Genomic DNA, 24,071 nt, shown 5'->3' on the forward strand with positions numbered 1-24,071 from the left:
GGGCATGGCCGTGTCCCGTTGAGTGAGGGTGTGGACCTGTCCCGGACGGTGGGGTGGTTCACCAGTGCGCAGCCGGTGCGGTTGGCGGCGGGTGGTTTTGACCCGGCGGATCTGCGTGCCGGCGGCCCGGCGGCCGGGCAGGTGTTGAAGCGGGTGAAGGAGCAGGTGCGGGCTGTGCCCGGTGACGGGCTCGGCTACGGCATGCTCCGTTACCTCAACCCTGAGACAGCGCCCGCCATGGCGGAGCTGCCCTCGGCCCAGATCGGATTCAACTACCTCGGGCGGCAGTTCGTCGGGCGCGACGGACAGTGGGCGCTGTCGGACGAGGGCGTGGGAGCGAGCGCTGCCGCACAGGCACCGGTGATGCATGCGCTGGAGGTGCTGGGTGCGGTCCAGGACCGCGTCGACGGCCCCGAGTTGACCCTCACGCTCTCCTGGCCCGAGCGGCTGCTGGAGGAGGCTTCCGCGCAGGCCCTCCTTGATGTGTGGGCGGCGATGCTGTCGGGCCTGGCCACTCACGTCACGCGTCCCGGAAGCGGCGGGCACACCCCGTCCGACTTCCCTCTCGTCACCCTGGATCAGGAGCGGGTGGAGGAGCTGGAGGCGGACGTGTCCGGGCTGGTGGAGGTGTTGCCGGTCTCCCCGCTCCAGGAGGGGTTGCTCTTCCATGCTCTCTTCGATGAGGAGGGCAGGGATGTGTATGTGGAGCAGATGGTGCTCACGCTTGAGGGGCGTGTTGATGCGGGGGTGTTGCGGTCGTCGTGGGAGGCGTTGCTGGAGCGGCATGGTGTGCTGCGGTCGGGGTTCCGTCAGCTCGCCGGGATGGAGCAGCCCGTCCAGATGGTCGTGCGTCACGTGGCTCTCCCGTGGCGTGAGGAGGATGTGTCCGGGCTGGGGGAGGAGGCGGCCTGGGCGGAGGCGGAGCGGATCAGCGGCGAGGACCGGGCCCGGCGGTTTGATCTGGCGAGGCCGCCGTTGCTGAGGGTGGCGTTGGTCAGGGTGGCTCCGGAGCGGTATCGGATGCTGGTGACGTTGCATCACATCCTGTTGGACGGGTGGTCGCTGCCTGTGCTGATGCGGGAGTTGTGGGCCTGCTACGCGGCCGGTGGCAGTGCGTCGGGCCTTCCCGCCGTGGCTCCGTACCGTGACTATCTGGCCTGGCTGACCCGTCAGGACAAGCAGGCAGCGCGCGACGCCTGGCGAGACGCACTCGCCGGGCTGGAGGAACCCACCCGCGTCGCACCAGCCGATGACGCTGGAGTGGGCTCTCTGCCGGACAAGGTGACCACGACAGTGGACACATGGCTGACTGCTTCCTTGCGGGAGGTGGCCCGTGGCCATGGGGTGACGCTGAACACGGTCGTGCAGGTGGCGTGGGCCGTGGTCCTGGGCCAGCTCGTCGGGCGTCGTGACGTGGTCTTCGGCGCCACGGTGGCCGGGCGTCCCGCCGATCTGCCCGGCATGGAGAACATGCTCGGCCTGTTCATCAACACCGTGCCCGTGCGCGTGCGGCTCGATCCGGCCCAGACCGTGACCGCACTGCTGGCAGGGCTCCAGGCCCAGCAGTCGGCGCTGCTCGATCACCAGCATCTGAGCCTCACCGAGATCCAGCGGCTCGCCGGTCCCGGTGCCACCTTCGACACCCTCCTCGCCTACGAGAACTATCCGGGCGACCCGTTCGCGCAACCTTCCTCCGAGGCGTTGACCCTCACGGATGCCGACCTGCGTGAATCGACGGACTTCGCGCTCGCGTTGGGTGTGAAAGCGCGCCACGACAACCTCGTCCTCCGATGCGACTACCGGCCCGACGTGCTCGATGCGGCGGCTGTTCATGCCCTGTCCGACCGGCTGGTGCGGGTGCTGGAGCAGGTGGCCGCCGACCCCGATGTGCGCTTGGCGGATGTCGAGGTGCTGGACGAGGCCGAACGCGCGCGGGTGGTGGGGGAGTGGAACGACACGGCGCGGCCGGTGTCGGCGGGCTCTGTGCCGGAGCTGTTCGCCGCGCGGGTGGCGTCAGCTCGGGATGTCATGGCGGTGCGGTCGGGTGAACAGGTGCTGTCGTACGGGGAGTTGGAGGAGCGTGCCAACCGGTTGGGCCGGTATTTGACGGGCCTGGGTGTGGGGCGCGAGTCGCGGGTGGGTCTGTGCTTGCCGCGTGGCGTCGACATGGTCGTGGGGATGCTCGGTGTGTGGAAGGCCGGGGGCGCCTACGTCCCCCTCGACCCCGATTACCCCGCCGACCGGCTCGCGTACATGGTGTCCGACAGCGCAGCCACGGTTGTCCTGGCCGCTGGAGAGGCGGTGGCGCATATCGAGGGCGGCGCGGCCTCTGTAGTGGTGCTGGATGCCCCGGACATCGCAGCGGCCATCGCGGCGAAGGAATCCCGACCGTTGGACGTACCGGTGGTGCCTGAGCAGTTGGCGTACGTCATCTACACGTCGGGTTCGACGGGGCGTCCGAAGGGGGTGGCGGTCGCTCATGGTGGTGTGGCGAACCTGGCGGAGGTGATGCGTCCCGTCCTCGGCGTGGACCAGGGTGTGACGGCGCTTCAGTTCGCGTCGTTCTCCTTCGACGCGGCGGTGCTGGACGTGGCCGTCACCCTCGCGGTGGGCGGCACCCTCGCCATCGCGTCCGGCGAGGAACGCGCCGATCCGAAGGCGCTGGCCACCATGATCCGTGACACGGGAGTGAGTGTCGCAAGCGTCGTACCCTCTCTCCTCGGCGTACTCGATCCGTCCACCGTGTGGGGCGTGGAGAACTGGGTGCTGGGCGCGGAACGTCTCAGCGCTGATCTGGCGGCCAAGTGGCGGGCCCAGTCGCGGGTGTGGAACACCTACGGCCCGACCGAGGCCACCGTCATCACCACCGCCACCCTCCTGAACGAGGGCATCGCCTCCGACGACGCCCCGCCCGCGATCGGCGCCCCGATCGGCAACGCGCAGGTCTTCGTCCTGGACGGATTCCTGCGGCCGGTTCCCCCCGGCGTGACGGGAGAGTTGTATGTCTCGGGCGCCGGTCTCGCACGCGGATACGTGGGCCGCCCGGACCTGACCGCTGACCGCTTCGTCGCCAACCCCTTCGTGCCGGGCGCCCGCATGTACCGCTCGGGAGACCTGGCCCGCTGGACGGCCGACGGCCTGCTGGAGTTCGCGGGCCGAGCGGACGAGCAGGTGAAGATCCGCGGCTTCCGTATCGAGCCAGGCGAGATCGAGTCCGTGCTCGCCGCCCACCCCGACGTCGGACAGGCCGCCGTCATGGTCCGCGAACACCGGCCCGGCGACAAGCGGCTCGTCGCCTACGTCGTAGCCGACGGACGAGAGACCGATACGCGGCGACTCCGCGAACACGTGGCCACGGTCCTGCCCGACTACATGGTGCCGTCGGCGGTCATCGCCCTCGACCAGATGCCGCTGACGCCCAACGGCAAGCTCGACAGGGCCGCACTGGTGGCACTGTCGGCCCTCCCGGCAGACGGCCCGTTCGAAGAGGCTGCCCAGCAGACGCCCGGCAGTGCGCTGCTGTGCGGCTTGTTCGGCGAGGTGCTCGGACTGGAGCGGGTGGGCCCGGGCGACAGCTTCTTCGCACTCGGCGGTGACTCGATCCTGTCGATGCTGCTGGTCTCGCACGCACGCCGCGCGGGCCTGGTGATCACGTCGCGCCAGGTTTTCGAGCACCGTACCCCGGCCGGTCTCGCGGCCGTGGCCGTCGCTGTCGCCACGGATGCGGATGCGGATGCGGACGGCGCCGACGGTGCAGTGCCGAGCGGCATGCCAGCCACCGGCGAGGTCCCGCTGACCCCGGTCATGCGGGAGCTGCTGGACCGGGCCGGTCCGGAGGAGGCTGCCGAGGTCTTCCAGTCGGCGACGTTGGTGACCCCGGCCGGGCTGGATCCGGCGGCGCTGACCGGTGCTCTGCGTGCCGTGCTGGACGGTCACGACGTGTTGCGGGCGAGGCTGGAGGGCGGGAGCGCGGACGGGGGCGAGAACGGGAACGGGAACGGGGGCGAGGGCGGCTGGCGGCTGGTGGTTCCCGAGGCGAGCGCCGTCGCTGTCGCCGCCGAGGAACTCCTGCACCGGGTGGACGTCACCGGCCAGGACCTCGAACCGGCGGCCGAGACGCGGCTGCGGTGGGCCGTGGAACGGCTGGACCCGCGCTCCGGTGTGATGCTTCAGGCGGTGTGGCTCGACGCGGGGCCGGGCGAGCCGGGACGGCTGCTTCTCGCGATCAGCCACTTCGTGGTGGACACGGTGTCCTGGCAGATCCTGCTGCCCGACCTGGCGCGGGCCTACGCGGCACTGGCGGACGGCCGTCGGCCCGTGCTCGATCCGGTGGCCACGTCGTTCCGGCAGTGGGCGAGCGAGGTGGCCGCGCAGGCCACCGACGCGCGACGGACCGGTGAACTGTCCCACTGGACGCGCCTGCTGAGCACACGCGACCCGTTGCTGACCCTGGAACCCATGGACCCGGACCGTGACACCGAGGCGACAGTGCGACGGGTGTCGGTCGAGGTGCCTTCCCAGGTGACATCGGCGCTGCTGACAACCGTGCCGACGGCGTTCCACGCGGGCGTCGACGACGTGCTCCTGGCGGGCCTCGCGGCGGCGGTCGCCGAGTGGCGAGTGGCAACCGTCGCCGCGGGCGGATTCCTGGTGGACGTGGAGGGGCACGGGCGTGTGCCGCTGAGCGCGGGAGCCGACCTGTCGCGGACGGTGGGCTGGTTCACCGGCATCCACCCGGTGAAGCTGGACACCGGCGCCGTGCGCGGCACCGAGGTGCGCGAGGGCGGCCCCGCCGCCGGCCGTGTGGTCAAGCGGGTCAAGGAGCAGCTACGGGACGTGCCCGGCGACGGGCTCGGCTACGGCATGCTGCGGTACCTCAACCCCGAGACGGCCGCCGCCCTGTCCGGCCTCGCCACGGCCCAGATCGGGTTCACCTACCTCGGCCGCCTCCCGTCCCGTGGCGGCGACTGGCAGCCTGCGGCCACGCCCGCCCCCGGCGCCCCCGCTTCCGCGCCCGAGACCGGACCCGGCGCCCCCGGCGCTCCCACGCCCGTACCCGGCGCCGCCCTCCACAGCTCGGCCCCGGTCATGCACGCCCTTGAGATCCAGGCTCTGACTCAGGACGGGCCCGGCGGTGGCCCGGAGCTGACCCTCCGGCTCTCCTGGCCGGAGAGGCTGCTGGAGGAAGCGGACGCGCGGAAGCTGCTCGACATCTGGGCGGCCGTGCTCGGTGGTGTGGCCACCCACGCCGCCGGACCCGACAGCGGTGGCTGCACCCCCTCGGACACCCCGCTGGTCACGCTGCGGCAGAGCCAGGTCGAGGAACTGGAGACGGCGATCCCGAAGCTGTCCGAGGTGCTGCCGGTGACACCGCTCCAGGAAGGGCTGCTCTTCCACGCCCTCTTCGACGGCCAGGCCGAGGACGTCTACGTCGAGCAGATCATCCTCGACCTCCAGGGCGAGCTGAGCGCACCGTCGATGCGCAGGTCCTGGCAGGCGCTCGTGGACCGGCACACCAGCCTGCGCGCCGGTTTCTGGCAGTTGACGGGACGCAAGCATCCCGTCCAGGTCATCCCCCAGCAGGTGACGCTGCCCTGGCGCGAGGAAGACCTGTCCGGGCTGACCGCCGAGGCCGCCTGGGAGGAGTCGGAGCGCATCGGCGTAGAGGAACGCGCCCGCCGCTTTGACCTCGCGCGCCCGCCGCTGGTGAAAGTGCTGCTGGTCAAGGTGGCAGCGGACCGCTACCGGATGATGATCACCCTGCACCACATCCTGCTGGACGGCTGGTCCCTGCCGATCCTGATGCGGGAGCTGTGGACGTGCTACGCGGCCGGCGGCAGCGCGAGCGGCCTCCCCGAAGTCGCCCCCTACCGCGACTACTTCGGCTGGCTGGCCGACCGGGACCAGCAGGGGGCCCGCGCGGCGTGGCGGCAGGCGCTGGACGGGCTGGAGGAACCCACCCTCGTCGCGCCGCTCGCCCCTACGGCCGTGTCCACCGTGTCGAACGTGGTGACCGTCGCCGCCGACGAAAAGCTGGCCCGAGAGCTGAACGCGCTGGCCCGCGCCCGCAGTCTGACGCTGAACACCGTGTTGCAGGCGGCCTGGGCCGTCGTGGTCGGACAGCTGGCCGGACGACGGGACGTGGTCTTCGGCGCCACCGTCTCCGGCCGCCCCGCCGAACTGCCCGGCATGGAGGACATGCTCGGCCTGTTCATCAACACCGTCCCCGTCCGCGTACGGCTCGATCCGGGCCTGACGGTCGCCGAGCTGCTGGCCGGTCTCCAGGCACAGCAGGCGGCGCTGCTGGACCACCAGCACCTGGCGCTCACGGAGATCCAGCGGCTCGCCGGGCCGGGCGCGGGCTTCGACACCCTGCTGGCCTTCGGCAACTACCCGGACGACCCGACCGCCGTAGCGCCCTCCGTTGAGGGCCTGACGCTCACGGGCACCGCGACCCGCGAATCGACGCACTTCGCGTTGGCCCTCGGCGCCAAACCCGCCCACGGCGGCCTGGAACTGCGCCTGGACCACCGGCCCGAGCTGTTCGACGAGGACACCGTCCGCGAGACCGGCAACCGTCTCGTACGGGTGCTGGAGCAGTTCGCGGCCGACCAGCGGCTGCGGCTGGGCGACCTCGACACCCTGCCGGAGAGCGAACGGGAACGGCTCACCTCGGGCCCGGACCAGACACCTGACGTGGCGCCGGGAGAGACGGTGACGGCGCGGTTCGGCCGCGTCGTCGAGCGCTGCCGGGACCTGACGGCCGTCGTGTCCGGCGAGACGAGCCTGAGCTACGGGGAACTGGACGGCCGCTCGGACACGTTCGCCCGCTTCCTGGCCGCACAGGGGGTGCGCTGCGGGGACCGGGTGGCCGTGACCCTGCCACGCTCGGCGGAACTGCTGGTCGTGCTGCTCGGGGTGGCCAAGGCGGGGGCGGCCTTCGTGCCGCTCGACCCCGAAGGGCCGGCCGAGCGCACCGGGTTCCAGCGCGAGGACGCCGACACGGTCTTCGAGGTGACCGAGGCCGTGCTGCGGGACGCCGCGGCCGACCCCACCGGCGACCTCACGTCCGACTACATGACCGGCCCCATGACCGGGGCGTCGCCGGACTCCGCGTTCTACGTGATGTACACCTCCGGCTCCACGGGTACACCCAAGGGCGTCACGGTGACCCACGGCGGTGTCGCCGCACTGGCCGCCGACCCCTGCTGGGGCGACGTCGCCACGAGCCGGATGCTCTTCCACGCACCGCACACCTTCGACGCCGCCACCCTGGAGATCTGGGTGCCGTGGCTGAACGGCGGCTGCGTCGTGGTGGCCCCCCAGGACATCGTGGCCGACGCCGACCTGATCGCCGAGCTGGTGGCCGAAGCGGGACTGACCTCGGCGCATCTGACGGCCGGCCTGTTCCGGGTACTGGCGCAGGAGTGCCCGGAGTGCTTCGAAGGGCTGAGCCATGTGCTCACGGGCGGTGACGTGGTGCCCGCCGAGGCCGTCGCCCGGGTGGCCGCCGCCTGCCCGGACACGTCGATCCGCCACCTGTACGGGCCCACCGAGACGACCATGTGCGCCACCGTCCACACGGTGCCGCCCGGCACGGCGGCGCCCGATCCGCTGCCGCTGGGCGCCCCGCGTGCCGGGGTCGGCCTCTACGTGCTCGACGACGTGCTGCGGCCCGTGCCGGCGCACGTGCCCGGCGAACTGTATGTCGCCGGGAACGGCGTCGCCCTCGGCTACCTCGGGCGCCCCGGGCTCACCGCGGAACGCTTCGTCGCCTCACCCTTCACCCCGGGTGCCCGCATGTACCGCACCGGGGACCGGGTCCGCCGCAACCGGCAGGGCGCGCTCGAATTCCTCGGCCGGACCGACGACCAGGTGAAGATCCGCGGTTACCGCGTCGAGCCGGACGAGATCGCCGCCGTCCTCGCGCGTTCCCCTGAGGTCGCCCAGGCGGCGGTCGTCGTCAGCGAGGACCGGGCGGCGAACAAGCGCCTGGTCGCGTACGTCGTGCCCGGAACCCGGGGAGCACAGATCGGCGACGCGGTACGGCAGTACGCGGCCGCACGCCTCCCCGAGTACATGACGCCCGCGGAGACCGTCGTCGTGGACCGGCTGCCGCTGACGGCGAACGGCAAGGTCGACCGCTCCGCGCTGGTCCCCGCCGATACAGGCGGCAAGGCGCTCACCCCGCAGGAGGAGATCCTCTGCTTCCTCTTCGGACAGCTCCTGGAGACATCGCACGTCGGCGCCGACGACAGCTTCTTCCAGCTCGGCGGCGACTCGCTGCTCGCCACCCGGCTGGTCGGACGGATACGGACAGTGCTGGGCGTCGAGCTGTCCAACCGGATGCTGTTCGAGGCACCGACCCCCGCGCTGCTCGCCCGGCGCCTCGGCGGGCTCGCGGCAGCCCGCCCCGCCATCGTCCGCGCAGAGCGCCCGAGACCGCTGCCGATGTCCCCGGGGCAGCAGCGCATGTGGTTCCTCGACCGGCTCGTCGGCCCGGACAACGCCAGCAACATCGTGCTGAGCGTGCGGCTGAGCGGCAGCCTGGACGTGGGCGCGCTGGAGGCCGCCTGGGGCGACACCGTCGAACGCCACGAGACGCTGCGGACGGTCTACGGAGAGGCCGCCGGAGTCCCGTACCAGGAGGTGCTGGACGAGGTGGACACCCGCGTGCCGACGGTGCGGGTGCGCGAGGAGGAACTGCCCGCTGCCCTCGCCGAGGGCGCGGCACGCGGCTTCGACCTGGAAGCGGGCCCGCCCTGGCGCGCCACCGTGTTCGCGGCAGGGCCCGAGGAACATGTGCTGCTGGTCGTCGTGCACCACATCGCCGCCGACGGGTGGTCGGTGGACGTGCTGCTGCGCGACGTGGCGGCCGGGTACGCGGCACGGATACGCGGGCGCGCCCCGGACCGGCTTCCACTGCCCGTGCAGTACGCCGACTTCACCCTGTGGCAGCGTGAGCTGCTGCGGGACGAGGAGGACCCTGAGAGCCTGTTCGGCCGTCAACTCGCCTACTGGACAGAGACGTTGAGGGACCTGCCCGGCGAGCTGGACCTGCCGTTCGACCGGCCACGCGCCCAGGCGGCGAGCCACCGTGGCCGCACCCTCTCGGTCCTGCTGCCCGCGCGGGCGCATCAGCGGCTGCGGGAGACCGCCCGGGAGTGCGATGCCACCGTCGCCATGGTGACGCGTGCCGCGACCGCGGTGCTGCTGTCCCGGCTGGGAGCGGGCGACGACATCCCCTTCGGGCTGGCGGTCGCGGGCCGTGGCGACGAGGTCCTCGACGAGCAGGTGGGCTACTTCCTCAACACCCTGGTGCTCCGCACCGACGTCGGCGGCAACCCCACCTTCGCCGAGCTGGTCCGCCGGGTCAGAGAGGCCGACCTCTCCGCATACGCCCACCAGGACCTGCCGTTCGACCGCCTGGTGGAGGTCCTCAACCCCGACCGCTCACTGTCCCGGCAGTCGCTGTTCCAGGTCGGCTTCGCCTTCCACAACACCCCAGCGGCCAGGCCCACACTCCCCGGTCTGAGCGTGAGGTTCGAGCCCTTCGAGGCGTCGTCGGCGGAGTTCGACCTTGCGTTCCTGATACGTGAGCTGACCGGCACCGGCGGCGAGCCCGACGGACTGTCGTGCCAGCTCCAGTACGCGACGGACCTGTTCGACGAGAGCACCGTCCGCACCGTCGCCGAGCGGCTGATCCGGGTGCTGACCCGGGTGGCGGACGACCCCCGGGCCCGTATCGGCGAACTCGACGTGCTGGACGACACCGAGCGCGCCCTGGTCCTCGCGGGAGGAGAGGGGAGGGAGCGCACGCTCCCGCCCGGCACCGTGGTCGGCCTCATCCGGGAGCAGGCACGCCGCACACCGGAGACGACGGCGGTGCGGTGCGGCTCCGTGACGGTGTCGTACGCGGAACTGGAGCAGCGGTCCGACCGACTGGCGCGCCACCTGACGGGCCTCGGCGTGGGCGCGGAGAGCCTGGTCGGCCTGTGCCTGCCGCGCGGAGCCGGCATGATCGTGGCGCAGCTGGCCGTCTGGAAGGCGGGTGGCGCGTACGTACCGCTGGACCCGGAGTATCCGGCGGAGAGGCTCGCCTTCATGGTCGCCGACAGCGCCGCGGTAGTGGTGCTCGGCACCGCCGGGACGCTGTCGCGGGTCCCCCTGCGGCCCGGCCAGGGCCTGCTGCTGGAGGAAGCGGAGCAGGCCGCCGCGGCGGGCCCCGGACCCACTCCGCCGAGGCACCTGCTTCCGGACCAGTTGGCCTACGTGATCTACACGTCGGGCTCCACGGGCCGCCCCAAGGGCGTGGCGGTCTCCCACCGGGCGCTGCTGAACACGGCGGAGGGGATGCGCGCTGGGCTGGGCGCGGCCGAGGGAGTGGTGACGCTCCAGTTCGCCTCGTTCAGCTTCGACGCGTCGGTGCTGGACGTGGCGGGCACCCTGACCTGCGGCGGCACGCTGGCCATCGCCTCCGAACGGGAGCGGGTCGATCCGGACGCGCTGGCCGGGATGATCCGGGAGTCGGGCGCGAGCGTGGCCAGCGTGGTGCCTTCGCTGCTGGGAGTGCTGGACCCCGAAACGGTGACCGGGGTGCGCCACTGGCTGCTCGGCGGCGAGCGCCTGACCTCGGACCTCGTCAGCCGCTGGAGAAGCCGTGCGGTGATGTGGAACGGATACGGGCCCACCGAGACGACGGTGATGTCCGCCGCCGTCGCACTGCCGGAGGGCTCAGGGCCCACCGACCCCTCGCCGCCCCTCGGCCACCCGGTCGACAACATGCGGCTCTACGTACTGAACGGCTTCCTCCAGCCGGTCCCTGCCGGCACCACGGGCGAGCTGTACATCGCGGGACCCGGCCTGGGCCGGGGCTACGTCGGCCGCCCGGGTCTCACCGGCGAACGGTTCGTGGCCTGCCCCTATGCGCCGGGCGCGCGGATGTACCGGACCGGGGACCTCGTGAAATGGGGCGCCGGGGGAGAGCTGCTGTTCGTGGGCCGCGTCGACGACCAGGTCAAGATCCGGGGCTTCCGTATCGAACCCGGTGAGATCGAGGCGCTGCTGGCCTCCCACCCGGACGTCACCCGGGCCACGGTGACCGTCAGGGAGGACCGGCCGGGCGAGCGGCAACTGGTCGGCTACGTCGTCCCGGACGGCGGGAAGGCGGACCCGCAAGTACTGCGCGAGCACGTGGCCAGGGCGCTGCCCGACCACATGGTCCCGGCGGCGATCGTGCCGGTCGACGCGCTGCCGCTCACCCCGAGCGGCAAGATCGACCGGGCCGCGCTGCCCGCGCCCGAGCACGCCCGCCCGGCGGGGGAGCGCGGGCCGCGCACCGCGACGGAGCGTGCCGTGCACCGCGTCTGGTGCGAGGTGCTGGGCCACGAGGAGTTCGGCATGCGGGAGAAGTTCTTCGACATGGGCGGCACCTCCCTGTCCCTGCTGACGGTGCGCAACGAACTCGCCCGCCTCAGCGGCGAGGAACTTCCCGTCGCGCTGCTCTTCGAATTCTCGACCATCGAAGCCATGGCCGAGGCGGTCGACCGCCGCCGGCCGCTGTCCGTCGACGACGAGCACACCTACGAGCTGTAGCGGAAGCCGGACCTGTCCCGGACCGATTCGAACATCGGAGAAGAGATGAGGAAGGACGACGTCGCGATCATCGGGGCTGCCGGGATCTTTCCCGAGGCCGTCGACCTCGCCGCGTTCCACACCAACCTGCGGTCGGGACGGGAAAGCGTCGGCATGCCGGGAGCCGACCGGATGCGATCCAGTGACGACGACCCCGACGTGCCGTACCTCGCCATGGGATACCTCGACCGCATCGACCTGTTCGACCACGAGCTGTTCGGACTGCCCCGCCGCGAGGCCGAGCTGATGGAGCCGCACCAGCGGCTGCTGGCGCTCCTCACCCACCAGGCGATCGAATCCGCCGGGTACGCGCCCTCGGCGTTGCGCGGTACGGACGCCGCGGTGCTGCTCGCGGCGATCGACCCGGGAGCCGCTGCGGGGGGCGAGCGGGACGTGGAGTCCATCCTCGGCACCTCCACCGCGGCCCTGGCCGCACGGCTCAGCTACCTGTTCGACCTCCAGGGACCCGCTCTGGTGGTGGACACCGCGTGCAGCAGCGGGCTGTCCGCGCTGGGGCTCGCGGTGGGCAAGCTGCGAGCGCGGGAGGTGCCGCTCGCGGTCGTCGGCGGCGTCAACCTCTTCCCCCGGCTCATCAGGCGCGCCGACTGGATACCCATGCAGGGCCTGGAGTCCGGCGACCAGCACTGCCGCCCCTTCGACGCCGCGGCCGACGGACTGGTCGCCGGGGAAGGAGGCGGCATCGTCCTGCTGAAGCCGCTGACCGACGCGGTCACCGACGGCGACAACGTCCTGGCCGTCCTCAAGGGCATCGCCGTCAACCACAACGGCTTCCGCGCCGCCAGCATGGCGGCGCCCAGCCAGCTCGGCCAGGCGAAGGTGATGACCGACGCGTGGCGGGACGGCCAGGTCGAAGCGGGCACGATCGGCTACATCGAGTGCCACGGCTCCGGCACACCACTCGGCGACGTCGTCGAGGTGGAGGCACTGCGCCGCGCCTTCGCCGAATCGGGCGTGACCGGGCGCCAGTGCGCCATCAGCTCCGTCAAGGCGAACATCGGGCACCTGGGGAACACGGCCGGTATCGCCGGACTCTTCAAGGTCATGTCGGCCCTGCGGCACGGCACGCACTACCCGGCAGCCAACTTCAGCACCCCCAACCCGCTGATCGACTTCGGCGGCCCGGTGTACGTGAACACCGAAGAGCGGCCCTGGCAGCCCGAGGGCACTCCGCGCCGCGCCGGCCTGAGCAGTTGGGGCCTGACCGGCACCAACGTGCACGCGGTGCTGGAACAGCCGCCGCCCGCAGCGCCCCGCCAGCCGGTGAACGCGTCCGGCGCCGAACCGCTCACGGAGCGCGACGCGGAGGCGGGCACCGGGCAGGGCACGGAGCTGGTCACCGTCTCCGCCGCTGCGCTCTCCGCGCTCGACCGCTACCGCGGCCTGGTGGCCGCCTTCGCCGAGCGTACGGACCAGCCTCTGCGGTCCGTGGCACACGTCCTGAACCGGGGACGCGACGACCACCCCTACCGGATCGCGGTCACCGCCGGTGACACCGGCGAACTGGCCGCGCGGCTGCGCGCCGCCCCTCTGCCCGAGGAGGCGGCGGCCGACGCACCCCGGCCGGTGCTGCTGTTCTCCGGGGACGCGCTCATCGACGACGAGGTCTGGGCGCGGCTGTGCACGGACTTCCCCGTACCCGCCGAGTGCCAGGGCCCGGAGACGGAGTCGCTGGGTCCCGCCGCCACGCTGGTCGTGCGGCAGTACGGACTGTGCCACGTCGCCGAATCGCTGGGACTGACGGACGTCAGCCTGATCGGCACGGGCGCGGGCAACCTGGCCGTCCGCGCCGCACGGGGTCGGATCACGCTCGCGGCGGCCGTCGCCGAGGCGGCCGGACACCGGCTGACCGCCGAACTGGACCGGTCACGGCTGGAGCGGGTGGCGGCCGGATTCGTCAGGGACGGCGCGGTCGCGGTGGCGCTGGGCGACGGGGGAGTCCTGGCGCGGGAGATCGCCGCGCTGGCGCCCGGACTTCCGGTGGTCGGACTGGCCGCCGACGGCTCCCGGAGCGGCGTCCTGGAACGGCTCGGCAGGCTGTACGCGCTCGGTGCCCCCCTCGACTGGGACCGCCACTACCGGGACAACCCCCCGCCGCGCATCGAGGCCCCCACCTACCCCTTCGAGCCGACCCGCTGCCGCCTGCCCGCCAGGCCCCGGCCCGGCGAAGGCCCGACGGAGGGGGCGGCGACGGCTCAGACGGCCGTGGCGCCCTCCGACCGGGCGGCGACCGAGAGCAGGGTCGCGGCGATCTGGACGGAACTGCTGGAGGAGCCCGACATCGGGCCCGACGCGGACTACTTCATGCTCGGCGGCACCTCGCTCGTCGGCGTCGGACTGCTCCGCCGCCTCCAGCAGCACTTCGGCGTGGAGGTCACCTTCTCCGACCTCTACACCTACCGCACGGTCCGAGGGCTGGCCACGCGGCTGCTCGAACTCGCCGCGAGCGCCGAGGAGGACGGCACGGCGACGGCCGACGAGCCGATCACCCCGCTCCCGCCCGACCGCCCGATGCCCCTCTCCTTCGGCCAGGAACCACTCTGGTACCTCGACCAGGTCAACCCGGGCAGCCCGCTCTACAACGTCCCCGTCCTGGTCCATCTGAGGGGGCCGCTCGACGAGGTGGCCATGCAGGACGCGCTCGCCGACATGGCCGTACGGCACAAGGGCCTCCGAAGCCTCTTCCTGACCGATGACGACGGCAGCCCATATGTGACCTACACGGCGCCCGAGCCCCTCATGGCGTCGGTCAACGTCAGCCGGATACCGGTGGAGCAGCGCCCGGGGCGTGTCCAGGACCTCATCCTGGACACCATCTCGGCCCCCTTCGACCTCACCAGGGACACCCCGTACCGCGCCCTCCTCATCAAGCTGGCCGAGGAGGAGCACGTCCTTGCTCTGACGCTCCATCACATCGTGTACGACGGGGGATCCACCCAGCTCTTCAGCCGCGACCTCTCCGCCTTCTACCGGGCGCGGACCACGGGCGAAGACCCCGGGCTCCCCGAACTGCCCGCGCAGTACCAGGACTTCGCGGCCTGGCACCGTTCCGCGCTGAGCGGGCCCCGGCTGGGGCGCGGTCTGGAGTTCTGGCGTGACCAGCTCGACGGGCTGAGCCGCCCCGAACTGCCCCTGGACCGCCCGCGCCCGGAGGTCCAGGAGTACGAGGGCGGTCAGGTCGCCTTCACCGTCGAAGCCGAAGTCGCCGAGCGGCTGCGCGAGTACAGCCGCAGGAACGGCGTCACGACCTTCGTGGCCATGCTCGCCGTGCTCGACGGGCTCATCCACCTCTGGTCGGGGCACGACGACGTCGTCATCGGGGTGGCGACCTCGGGCCGCGTCCACCCCGATGTGCAGGACCTCGTCGGCTACTTCAACAGCCTTCCGCCGTTCCGCACCCGCGGCATCAGCGAGGACATCTCCTTCGACTCCCTGGTGCGGCGGTGCGCGGACACCGTCGCCGGTGTCCTGGACCATGAGGAGATCCCCCTCAACAAGATCATCTCTGCCGGGAACATGCCGCGAGACCTGGCCAGGCACCCGCTGTACGACGTGACGTACACGTATCAGAACGTTCCCCAGTACCAGGGCGGGATGGTCGGCCTGGACGTGGGGCGCTACTGGGGGACCGACATCGGGGGTGTCGTGCCCGGCACCGCGAAGTTCGACCTCTCCTTCTCGCTCGTCGACTCCGGGTCCGGCGCCATGATCGGGGAGGTCGAGTACGCGACCTCGCTCTTCGACCACGCTACGGCGGAACATCTCGCACGCTGGTTCCCGGCGCTGGCGACGGCGGCCGTCGCGGAGCCGGGTACGGCGATCGGGAGGCTGCCGCGTCCGGAGGGCCAGGTGCGGCGGGTGGAGCGGCGGGCGGAGCGGCCGACGGCGGAAACCGTTCCCTCCGCGCCCGCCGAGACGGCCGCCCCTCCCGGCACCGGGACCACGAGCGGCGTCCCGACCACGAGCGGTGCCCCGGAGACGGCACCCGCGGCAGCCGGAACACCGGCAACACCCGCAGCGAGCGCCCTCGACGGGGAGGCCGTCGCACCGCCCGAGAACGCGGAGAGCGTCCTGCGGCGGCTGTTCGGGGAACTCGTCGGCGCCGAGCGGGTCGGGCCCGAGGACGACTTCTTCGCGCTCGGCGGCGACTCGGTGATGTCCATCCAGCTCGTCGCGCGTGCCCGCAGGGCCGGAGTGGTCATCACCCAGCGGCAGTTGTTCCAGTTGAAGACCCCCGTAGCGCTCGCGGCGGTGGCCACGGGTCCGGCCACGGTGGCCGCCCACGCCCCCGCGCAGGACACCCCGCTCGGCGGCGCGGACCGGACCACGGCGGACCGGACCACGACGGACCGCACCACGATGGACCGCACCACCGCGGACCCCACCACCGTGGACCGGGTCCCGCTGACCCCCGTCATGCGGGACTTCGCCGAGCGGGCCGGAATGCCGGGCAGGTTCACCCAGAGCGTGGTGGTGGCGGTCCCCGCCGGACTGGACCAGGAGACACTGACCGCCGCGGCACGGGCGGTCGCGGCCCACCACGAGATGCTGCGGGCCCGCCTCGTACGCGAGGACGCCGACGACCCGGCCTCCTGGTCACTGGAGGTGGCAGCTCCGGAGACAGGAGGCACCGCACCGGAGTCGGCCACCGAGGTACGCCGGGTGGACGCGACGGGCCTCGGCCCCGAAGCGCTGGCCGCACTGACCGAACGCGAGAGCGGCGAGGCCGCCGGGCAACTCGCCCCGGACACCGGGGACATGACCCGGTACGTATGGCTCGACCGGGGCGCCGAGAAGGAGGGGAGGCTGCTGATCGCCGTCCACCACCTGGTGGTCGACGTGCTGTCCTGGCAGGTGCTGCTCCCCGACCTGGCGGCTGCCTGCGCGGCCCTCGCCTCCGGGAGCCCGGTGTCCCTCCCCCCGGTGCCGACCTCGTTCGGCCGGTGGGCACGGGAGCTGGCGGCGCAGGCCGAGGACCCCTCGTGGAAGGCCCAGCTCCCCGTGTGGGAAGCCGTTCTCGCGCCGGGCGAGCCGCAGTTCGGCGGACGCCCCCTCGACCCGGGCCGTGACACGGTGGGGAAGGGGCAGCGTGTGCGTGTCCCGGTCCCCGCCGAGGTGACCGACGAACTGCTGACGGCCGTCCCCGCCGTCTTCTACACCGGGACGGGCGACGTCCTGCTGGCCGCGCTGACCACGGCGGTCGCCGAATGGCGGGCCGCGCGCGGCACCGGGGCAGGGCCCGTGGTCATCGACGTGGAGGGCCACGGCCGTGAGCCGCTGGACGGCGAGATGGACCTGTCCAGGACCGTCGGCTGGTTCACCTCGTCCTACCCCGTACGCCTCGACCCCGGGGACATCGACTTCGCCGAGGTGCGGGCCGGAGGACCCGCCGCCGGACACGTCGTCAAACGGGTCAGGGAACAGCTCGGCACCATCCCCGGCAACGGCCTGGGCTACGGGCTGCTGCGTCATCTCGCTCCCGAGGCCGGGGCAGGGCTCGCCGGGCTGCCAGGAGCGTCGGTCGGCTTCAACTACCTCGGCACACTCTCCGGGACCGGGCCGATCGCCGCACCGGGCGGGAACGGCACCGCCGGGCACGACGCGGCCGGGCACGACGCCACCGGGCACGGCGCGGCCGACGGCTGGCGACTGCTGGAGACCGGCGGCGACCTGGAGGAGACCACGTTCCTCGGCCACGCGCTCGAAGCGATGGGCGCCGTCCAGGACGGCCCCGAGGGGCGGACGCTGGAACTGCTCCTGTGGGGCTCGGGCGAGCTGTTCGAGGAGAGCGAGCTGACCGAACTGTGCGAGAGCTGGGCAGCGGTCCTCACGGGACTGGCGGCGCACGCGGCGCGGCCCGACGCGGGCGGGCACGTCCCGTCGGACTTCCCCTTGGTGTCGCTCAGCCAGGCCGAGGTCGAGGAACTGGAGCGGAGGGTCTCCGAATGAGCTTCGCCCTGCACACACCCGTCACCCACCTGCCGGACCGGGTGCCCCTGACCGACCTGCCGGAACTGGCCGAACAGACCGCGCAGGAACGCGCCTCCTGCCTGGCCCTCGGCATCGAACAGGTCACCGTCGGCGACGGCCTGTCCGCCGTGGACCTCGCGAGCAGTGCCGGGAAGCGGGCGCTCGCCGCCGCCGGACTCAGCCCGGACCGGCTCGACGGCCTGATCATGATCGAGTCCCGTGCTCCTGAGACCCTCTCCACCTCGGAGGCCACCCGGGTCCAGGCGGCGCTCGGCGCGCACCGGGCCTGGGCGTTCTCGGTGGGCGGGCTGGGCTGCGCCACCGTGGTGCCGGCGCTGCTCAGCGCGGGCGGCCTGCTCACCGCGTACCCAGAAGCGGGGCACATCCTCGTGCTGCACGGCAGCAAGCCCGTCACGCGCCGCCGCTACCGGCATCCGGTGACCGTCAACGGCGACAGCGGCCAGGCGGTCCTGGTGACACGCCAGGGCCCGCTGCGCGTCAGGGACATCCTGCTGGAGACCAGCGGCGCCTACTGGGACCTGTTCCAGGTCGACTACCGCGACCACGACGCGGACCAGTGGCGAGAGGAGTGCACCGACCTGCCCCGCTACAGCTTCAAGCTGGCGGTCGAGTCCAGGAAGCGGATCACGGACCTGGTGCGGCGGCTGCTGGAGCGCAACGGCGTGGACCGGGACGCCGTCTCCTGCTGGGTCGGCCAGAACCTGTCGTCCGCCGCACTGCGGGTCGTGGCCGAGGCACTGGACGTCAAGATCTCCGACGCGTGCGCCGACAACCTCCGCACCAACGGCCACCTCGGGCCCAACGACGCGCTGCTCAACCTGGAGACCGCGAGGGAACGCGGCGAACTGCCCGAGGGCGGGACGGCCGTGGTCCTCAACATGAGCCCGGCGGCGGCTTGGAGCGCGATGCTCGTCGGGCACGGGGAGCGGGACGGTGACGCACTCTTCCTCTGACGGCCGGACGAGCGGGTGTGCTCCCGCACCGGACCGACGTACCAGCCGGCACATGGAATCCGACGAAGGGTCCGACGAATGGGGGGTGCATGAACGCGCAACGGCATCCGGACGACGACATCACCGACAGCATTCTGGAGTTCCTGTCCACCGCCACCGGAGGCAGACAGCTCACCGTGGACCAGGACTACGTGAGCGAGGGCCTGGTCGACTCGCTGCTGGCACTCGAACTGGTCACCCAGGTCGAGGTGCGCTTCGGCGTCGAAGTCGAGGTGGAAGACCTCGACCTGGACAACTTCCGTACGGCGTCGCGCATCGCGGCGTTCGTACGGCGCAAGCGCGGCGTTCCGGAGCACGCCGATGGGTGACCTCATGGACGTGGCCGCCTTCGCCGACGCGGCACGCGCCGAAGCGGACGCCTGGGACCGGGCGGGCAAGCTGCCCGGCGACATCGTCAAGGCCATGGCGGCGGGCGGGCTGCTCGGAGCCGACCTCCCCCGCGACTACGGCGGCGCCGCGGCGAGCGCCCGGGAACTGGGCGAGGCGTGCGCGCTGCTCGGCGGTGTGTGCAGCGCGCTGCGCGGCCTCGTCACCGTCCAGGGCATGGTCGCGTCGGCGCTGCTGCGCTGGGGGACCGGCGAACAGCGCACCGCCTGGCTGCCGGCGCTGGCGGCCGGTGACCGGCTGGCGGGATTCGCCGCCACCGAGGAGGGCGCGGGCAGCGACCTCGGCGCACTGAGGACGTCCGTGCGCGCACACGGCACCGGATACGCGGTGACCGGGCGCAAGCTGTGGGTGACCTTCGGGACGATCGCCGACGTGTTCCTGGTCATCGGCCGTACGGAGGACCGGACAGCGGCCGGGGGAGCGGGCGGGGAAGGGGTCGGGCGATCGGACGGCGGGCGCGGGCGGACGGCGGCCCTGCTGGTGGAGTCCGACCGGCCGGGAGTGACCGTCGAGCCGGTCCGGGAACCGTTCGGCATGCGCGCCGCCGGGCTGGCACATCTCACCTTCGACGAGGTCCGGGTGCCCGCCTCCCATCTCGTGGCACCGCCCGGCTTCGGCCTGTCCCATGTGGCGGCGGCGGCCATCGACCACGGGCGGCACACGGTGGCCTGGGGCTGCACCGGGCTGGCCGAGGCATGTCTGACGTACGCGGCCCGGCACACCGCCCACCGCACCCAGGGCGGCGTCCGGCTCGCCGACCACCAGGCCGTACGGGCCGTCCTGGGGCGTGCCCAGGTGGCGGCGGCGGGCGCGCGGCAACTGTGCGGGCACGCGGCCGACCTGCGGGACCGGCGCTCGCCCGAAGCCCTGGCGGAGACCGTGGTGGCCAAGTACGCCGCGGCCTCGGCGGCGGCCTCCGTCAGCCAGGACACCTTCCAACTGCACGGCTCCGCCGCCTGCGGCCCGGACAGTGCCGTCGGCAGGCTGTTCCGCGACGCACGCGTCATGCAGATCATCGAAGGCTCCCGTGAAGTGGCCGAGGTGCTGATCGGGGACCTCGTGCTGCGCCGTGGAGGGCCCGGCACGGCATCCTGAAGGGGGAGAACATGACGACGAGCACTCGCGAGGTCAAGTGCCTGGTCTGGGACCTCGACGACACCGTCTGGGACGGTGTCGTCGTCGAGGGCGACCCGGCCAGGCCGCTGCCCGCCGCGGTCGCGGCCATCGAGGCACTCGACCGCCGGGGCATCCTGCACGCCGTGGCCAGCCGCGGTGACCACGACGTCGCGCACGCCCATCTGACCGCACACGGCCTGGCGGGCTACTTCAGCGCCCTGGAGATCGGGTGGGGTGCGAAGTCCGAGGCCGTACGGCGGATCGCCGCCACCCTGAACATCGGCCTGGACACGGTCGCCTTCATCGACAACGACGGGCTCGAACTGGCCGAGGTGCGGGCGGCGTTGCCCGAGGTCCGCTGCTATCCGGCGCACCGGGTGCCCGAACTGGCGGCACTGCCCGAGTTCCGGCCCGGCACCGTCACACCGGAGGCCGGGGCCCGGCGCGGGATGTACCGGGCGGAGCAGGCCCGTACCACCGCGCAGGAGGACTTCGCCGGGACACCCGAGGAGTTCCTGACCGGGCTCGGGCTCGTCATGAACGTCCGCCGGGCCACCGGCGAGGACCTCGCGCGCGCCCGCGAACTGACCGTACGCACCCACCAGCTCAACACCACCGGCCTCACCTACGACGAGGAACAGCTCCGCGAACTCGCCGGGTCCGACACGCACGAGGTGCTCGTCGCCGACCTGGAGGACCGCTTCGGGCACTACGGCACCATCGGCCTGTCGGTCACGGAGCTGACCGGGGACCGCGCCGTGCTCCATCTGCTGCTGATGTCCTGCCGCGTCATGTCCCGCCGCGTCGGCTCCGCACTGCTCGACCACCTCGTCCGCACCGCCCTGGCCCGCGGCCTGACCCCGTACGCCTGGTTCGTGCCCACCGAGGTGAACCGGATCATGCTGGTCACCCTCCGGTTCGCGGGCTTCGCGCTCGCCGAGCGGCACGACGGCAGGATGCTCCTCGCCTACGACCCCGGCCGGCCCCTGCCGTCGCCGCCCGGCCATGTCCGACTCATCACCGACGCGGGAGCACCCTCATGACCGAGACAGTCCAGGACCTGGATCCCGTCGGCGTCGTCGGCGCCGGGCAGATGGGTGTGGGTGTCGCCCTGTGCTTCGCTCGCGCGGGGCACCAGGTGACGGTCACAGAGCCGTCCCCGGAGGCCCGCGAGACCGCGCCCCGGCGCCTGCGCCGCGGCCTGCGGCAGGCGGTGCTGAGCGGCGGGGAACGTCCCGACGTGGCGGCGGTACTCGCGCGCGTCCACTGGACGGCGGACCTGGCCGACCTGCACCGGTCCGCCTTCGTCGTCGAGTGCGCCGCGGAACGTCAGCCGCTCAAGGAGGACATCTTCCGCGAGCTGGACCGGATCTGCCCGCAGCACACGATCCTGGCGTCCTGCACCTCGGCCGTGCCCGTGGCCGCGCTGGCCGCCGTGACCTCGCGTCCGGACCGGGTACTCGCCACCCACTTCATGAACCCCGCGCCCGTCAAAACCGCCGTGGAAGTGGCGCGGGGCGCCGCCACCAGCCCGGCCACCCTGCAACGGACCCTCGATCTGCTCGTCTCCCTCGGCAAGTCCCCCGTCGTGGTCGCCGACGCCCCGGGGTTCGTCACCAACCGCGTCCTGATGCTGACCATCAACGAGGCGGCGACCGTCGTCCATGAGGGCACCGCCACCCCCGCCGTCGTCGACCGGATCTTCCGCGACTGCTTCGGCCACCCCACCGGGCCCCTCGCCACCGCCGACCTCATCGGACTGGACACCGTCGTGGACACTCTCAACGTGCTCTACGCACACACCGACGACCCCCGCTTCCTGCCCAGCCCGCTGCTGGCCAAGCTGGTCGCCGAGGGCCGTACCGGCCGCAAGAGCGCCTCGGGATTCCACACCTATCCGACGGCCACACCCTGACGGGTCTCCCAAGCCGGGTCAGCGGACGGCCCGCAGCCGACGGGCCTCGTCGACGCTGCCGCATCCCGACAGGCCCAGTGCGTCCCGGAGTTCGTCGGCCAGCAGCTCCAGGACCTGCCGCACACCGGCTTCCCCCGCCGTGCTCAGTCCCCAGATCACCGGCCGTCCGACGAGCACGCCGTGGGCGCCCATGGCCAGGGCCTTCAGCACATCGGTGCCGCCGCGCACACCGCTGTCCAGGAGCACCTCGCAGGTCGCTCCCACGGCCGACACCAGCCCGGCCAGCGCGTCGATGCTGGGGACGGCCCCGTCGAGCTGACGGCCCCCGTGGTTGGAGACCACCACCGCGTCACAGCCGCACTCCGCCGCACGCAGGGCGTCCTCGGGGGACAGGACGCCCTTCAGGACCAGCGGCAGCCGCGTGCTTCGGCGCAGCATTTCCACAGACGCCCAGGTCAGCGAGGAGGAGAACGTCCGACTGGTGTGTTCGGCCACGGCGGAGGCGTCGGCGAGCCGACGGTGTGCGGTGTCACCCGCCGTCGGTTCCGCCGACCAAGGTGCCGCAGCCGACGTCGTCGTCGTGAGGTTGGCGGCGCGCACATGACCGGGGAGGACGAAGCGGTTCCGTACGTCCCGCAGCCTGCGGCCCATCCACGGCACGTCGACGGTGAGCACCACGGCCTCGCACCCCGCGTCCTCGGCCCTGCGCACCAGGTCGAGGGCCAGCGCGGTGTCCTGGAGCCAGTAGAGCTGGAACCAGACGGAGCCGCCGACCTCGGCGATCTCCTCGATCGGGACGCTGCTCAGAGTGCTCGCGGTGAAAGGGACCCCCGCCGCCTTCGCCGCGCGCGCTGTGGCCAGTTCGCCCGCCGGGTCGAACAGCCGCTGGTAGGCGACGGGCGCCACGGCAACGGGCATCCGTGCCGACCGCCCCAGCAGAGCGGCGTCCGTGGCGCACCCCGAGACGTCGCGCAGCACCCGGGGCACCAGGAAGACCCGGTCGAAGGCGGCACGGTTGGCGTCGAGCGTGGTTTCCCCGCCGCTGCCCCCTGCCACGAAGTCCCACACATCGGGTGGCAGCACGGAGGCGGCGGCGTCGGCGAACCCGGCCAGGGAAAGCGGCCGCGCCGACGGCGGCTCGTCCACCGGGCGCCGCGGGTCGGCGGGCCCCGGCACGGGTTCGTCCGTCGAGTCCGTCGTCGAGTCCGTCTCCATGCGGGACACCACTCCAGTGAGAGAGCCGAGACCACCGAACTCTAGGGTCCCGCCCGGGAGTCTGACTACGGACACCCTTTCCAGGAGAACAGCGGATGGGGGAGGATGCGGTCGGATGAAGACAGGTGGGCGAAGCGTGCGGCTCGCCGGCTGACGGGCGGACAGACAAGCAGGCAGGCCGCCGTCGCCTCGAAGCTGCTCCCTCGTGAGGAGCGGCCTTCCGTGGTTCTCGCGCACCCTGCTTCCGTGGTTCTCGCGCACCCTGGACTGTGCGTCCAAGTGACAAGAACGGTCGGTTGGACGCGCCCGCCTGTCCGCCACCTGCCGCTCCGCGCGGGCACTCCCGCGGGAATTCCCCTCCCGCCACCACTCCGGCCGAGCGGTCGGCAGGTGGGAATCGGGACGGCCCGTAGGTATCGTTCTGAGCGAACTGATCCATGACCAAAAACTCCTTCGTTCCCCACGCGAAGAGAAGACCGTGCTCGGCGAACGGATGGCGGGACCAGGTGTCCAATCGACTGGCACCTTGGACAGCATTGTGCATGCCGTCACGGAACTGGAACCTCGGTACATAAACCCCAGTCGCATCTGCCGCTGGGGTGAAGTGCGGCCCGGTGACGGCCGATAGCGGCCGACCAGCGACCGATAAGCAGCAACAAGAGCGGCGGGTGGCGTTTACCCGTTGAGAGGGGAAAGATGAAGGGCCAGGACGGTTACGCTTTGCCCCTGTCCGATTGCCAAGAGGGAATTTGGCTGGCGCAGCGGATCGAAAACACTCGTGC

Annotated in this window: 8 protein-coding genes; 7 read left to right on the forward strand and 1 reads right to left on the reverse strand. The window is 72.3% G+C overall.

Annotated features, from left to right (window positions below; genetic code table 11):
• Window positions 1–30 precede the first annotated feature (30 nt).
• The 7 genes from ACWGJ2_RS37825 (at window position 31) to ACWGJ2_RS37855 (ending at window position 22,074) form a co-directional block, all read left to right on the forward strand.
• On the forward strand, window positions 31–11,595 hold the full coding sequence (locus tag ACWGJ2_RS37825; RefSeq protein ID WP_453350927.1) for an amino acid adenylation domain-containing protein: 11,565 nt from the start codon (window positions 31–33) through the stop codon (window positions 11,593–11,595).
• Window positions 11,596–11,640: 45 nt separating this feature from the next.
• Complete coding sequence (locus ACWGJ2_RS37830; protein ID WP_453350928.1) at window positions 11,641–17,601, forward strand: condensation domain-containing protein; 5,961 nt, start codon at window positions 11,641–11,643, stop codon at window positions 17,599–17,601.
• Window positions 17,598–18,596: a 3-oxoacyl-ACP synthase gene (locus tag ACWGJ2_RS37835; protein WP_453350929.1), complete on the forward strand. Its 999-nt coding sequence runs from the start codon at window positions 17,598–17,600 to the stop codon at window positions 18,594–18,596. The genes ACWGJ2_RS37830 and ACWGJ2_RS37835 overlap by 4 nt, the downstream gene beginning before the upstream one ends.
• An 89-nt stretch (window positions 18,597–18,685) precedes the next feature.
• Window positions 18,686–18,964 carry an acyl carrier protein gene (locus ACWGJ2_RS37840; protein WP_453350930.1) on the forward strand — a complete coding sequence of 93 codons (279 nt, stop codon included), beginning with the start codon at window positions 18,686–18,688 and terminating at the stop codon, window positions 18,962–18,964.
• A complete protein-coding gene (locus ACWGJ2_RS37845; protein ID WP_453350931.1) occupies window positions 18,957–20,138 on the forward strand; it encodes an acyl-CoA dehydrogenase family protein in 1,182 nt (393 codons plus the stop codon). The genes ACWGJ2_RS37840 and ACWGJ2_RS37845 overlap by 8 nt, the downstream gene beginning before the upstream one ends.
• Window positions 20,139–20,149: 11 nt before the next feature.
• On the forward strand, window positions 20,150–21,202 hold the full coding sequence (locus ACWGJ2_RS37850) for an HAD-IIIC family phosphatase (protein WP_453350932.1): 1,053 nt from the start codon (window positions 20,150–20,152) through the stop codon (window positions 21,200–21,202).
• Window positions 21,199–22,074: a 3-hydroxyacyl-CoA dehydrogenase family protein gene (locus ACWGJ2_RS37855; protein WP_453350933.1), complete on the forward strand. Its 876-nt coding sequence runs from the start codon at window positions 21,199–21,201 to the stop codon at window positions 22,072–22,074. Before ACWGJ2_RS37850 ends, ACWGJ2_RS37855 begins: the two co-directional genes overlap by 4 nt.
• An 18-nt stretch (window positions 22,075–22,092) precedes the next feature.
• On the opposite strand, the gene ACWGJ2_RS37860 is transcribed toward ACWGJ2_RS37855, so the two are convergent.
• On the reverse strand, window positions 22,093–23,289 hold the full coding sequence (locus ACWGJ2_RS37860) for an alpha-hydroxy acid oxidase (protein ID WP_453350934.1): 1,197 nt from the start codon (window positions 23,287–23,289) through the stop codon (window positions 22,093–22,095).
• Between the last annotated feature and the right edge of the window lie 782 nt (window positions 23,290–24,071).

The sequence above is a fragment of the Streptomyces sp. NPDC054796 genome (assembly GCF_053611545.1).

Excerpts from the sequence above, each read along its gene's own strand:
- ACWGJ2_RS37855 (WP_453350933.1), top strand. The coding sequence starts at position 21,199 with ATGACCGAGACAGTCCAGGACCTGGATCCCGTCGGCGTCGTCGGCGCC.
- ACWGJ2_RS37840 (WP_453350930.1), top strand. The coding sequence starts at position 18,686 with ATGAACGCGCAACGGCATCCGGACGACGACATCACCGACAGCATTCTG.
- ACWGJ2_RS37835 (WP_453350929.1), top strand. The coding sequence starts at position 17,598 with ATGAGCTTCGCCCTGCACACACCCGTCACCCACCTGCCGGACCGGGTG.
- ACWGJ2_RS37830 (WP_453350928.1), top strand. The coding sequence starts at position 11,641 with ATGAGGAAGGACGACGTCGCGATCATCGGGGCTGCCGGGATCTTTCCC.
- ACWGJ2_RS37850 (WP_453350932.1), top strand. The coding sequence starts at position 20,150 with ATGACGACGAGCACTCGCGAGGTCAAGTGCCTGGTCTGGGACCTCGAC.
- ACWGJ2_RS37845 (WP_453350931.1), top strand. The coding sequence starts at position 18,957 with ATGGGTGACCTCATGGACGTGGCCGCCTTCGCCGACGCGGCACGCGCC.
- ACWGJ2_RS37860 (WP_453350934.1), bottom strand. The coding sequence starts at position 23,289 with ATGGAGACGGACTCGACGACGGACTCGACGGACGAACCCGTGCCGGGG.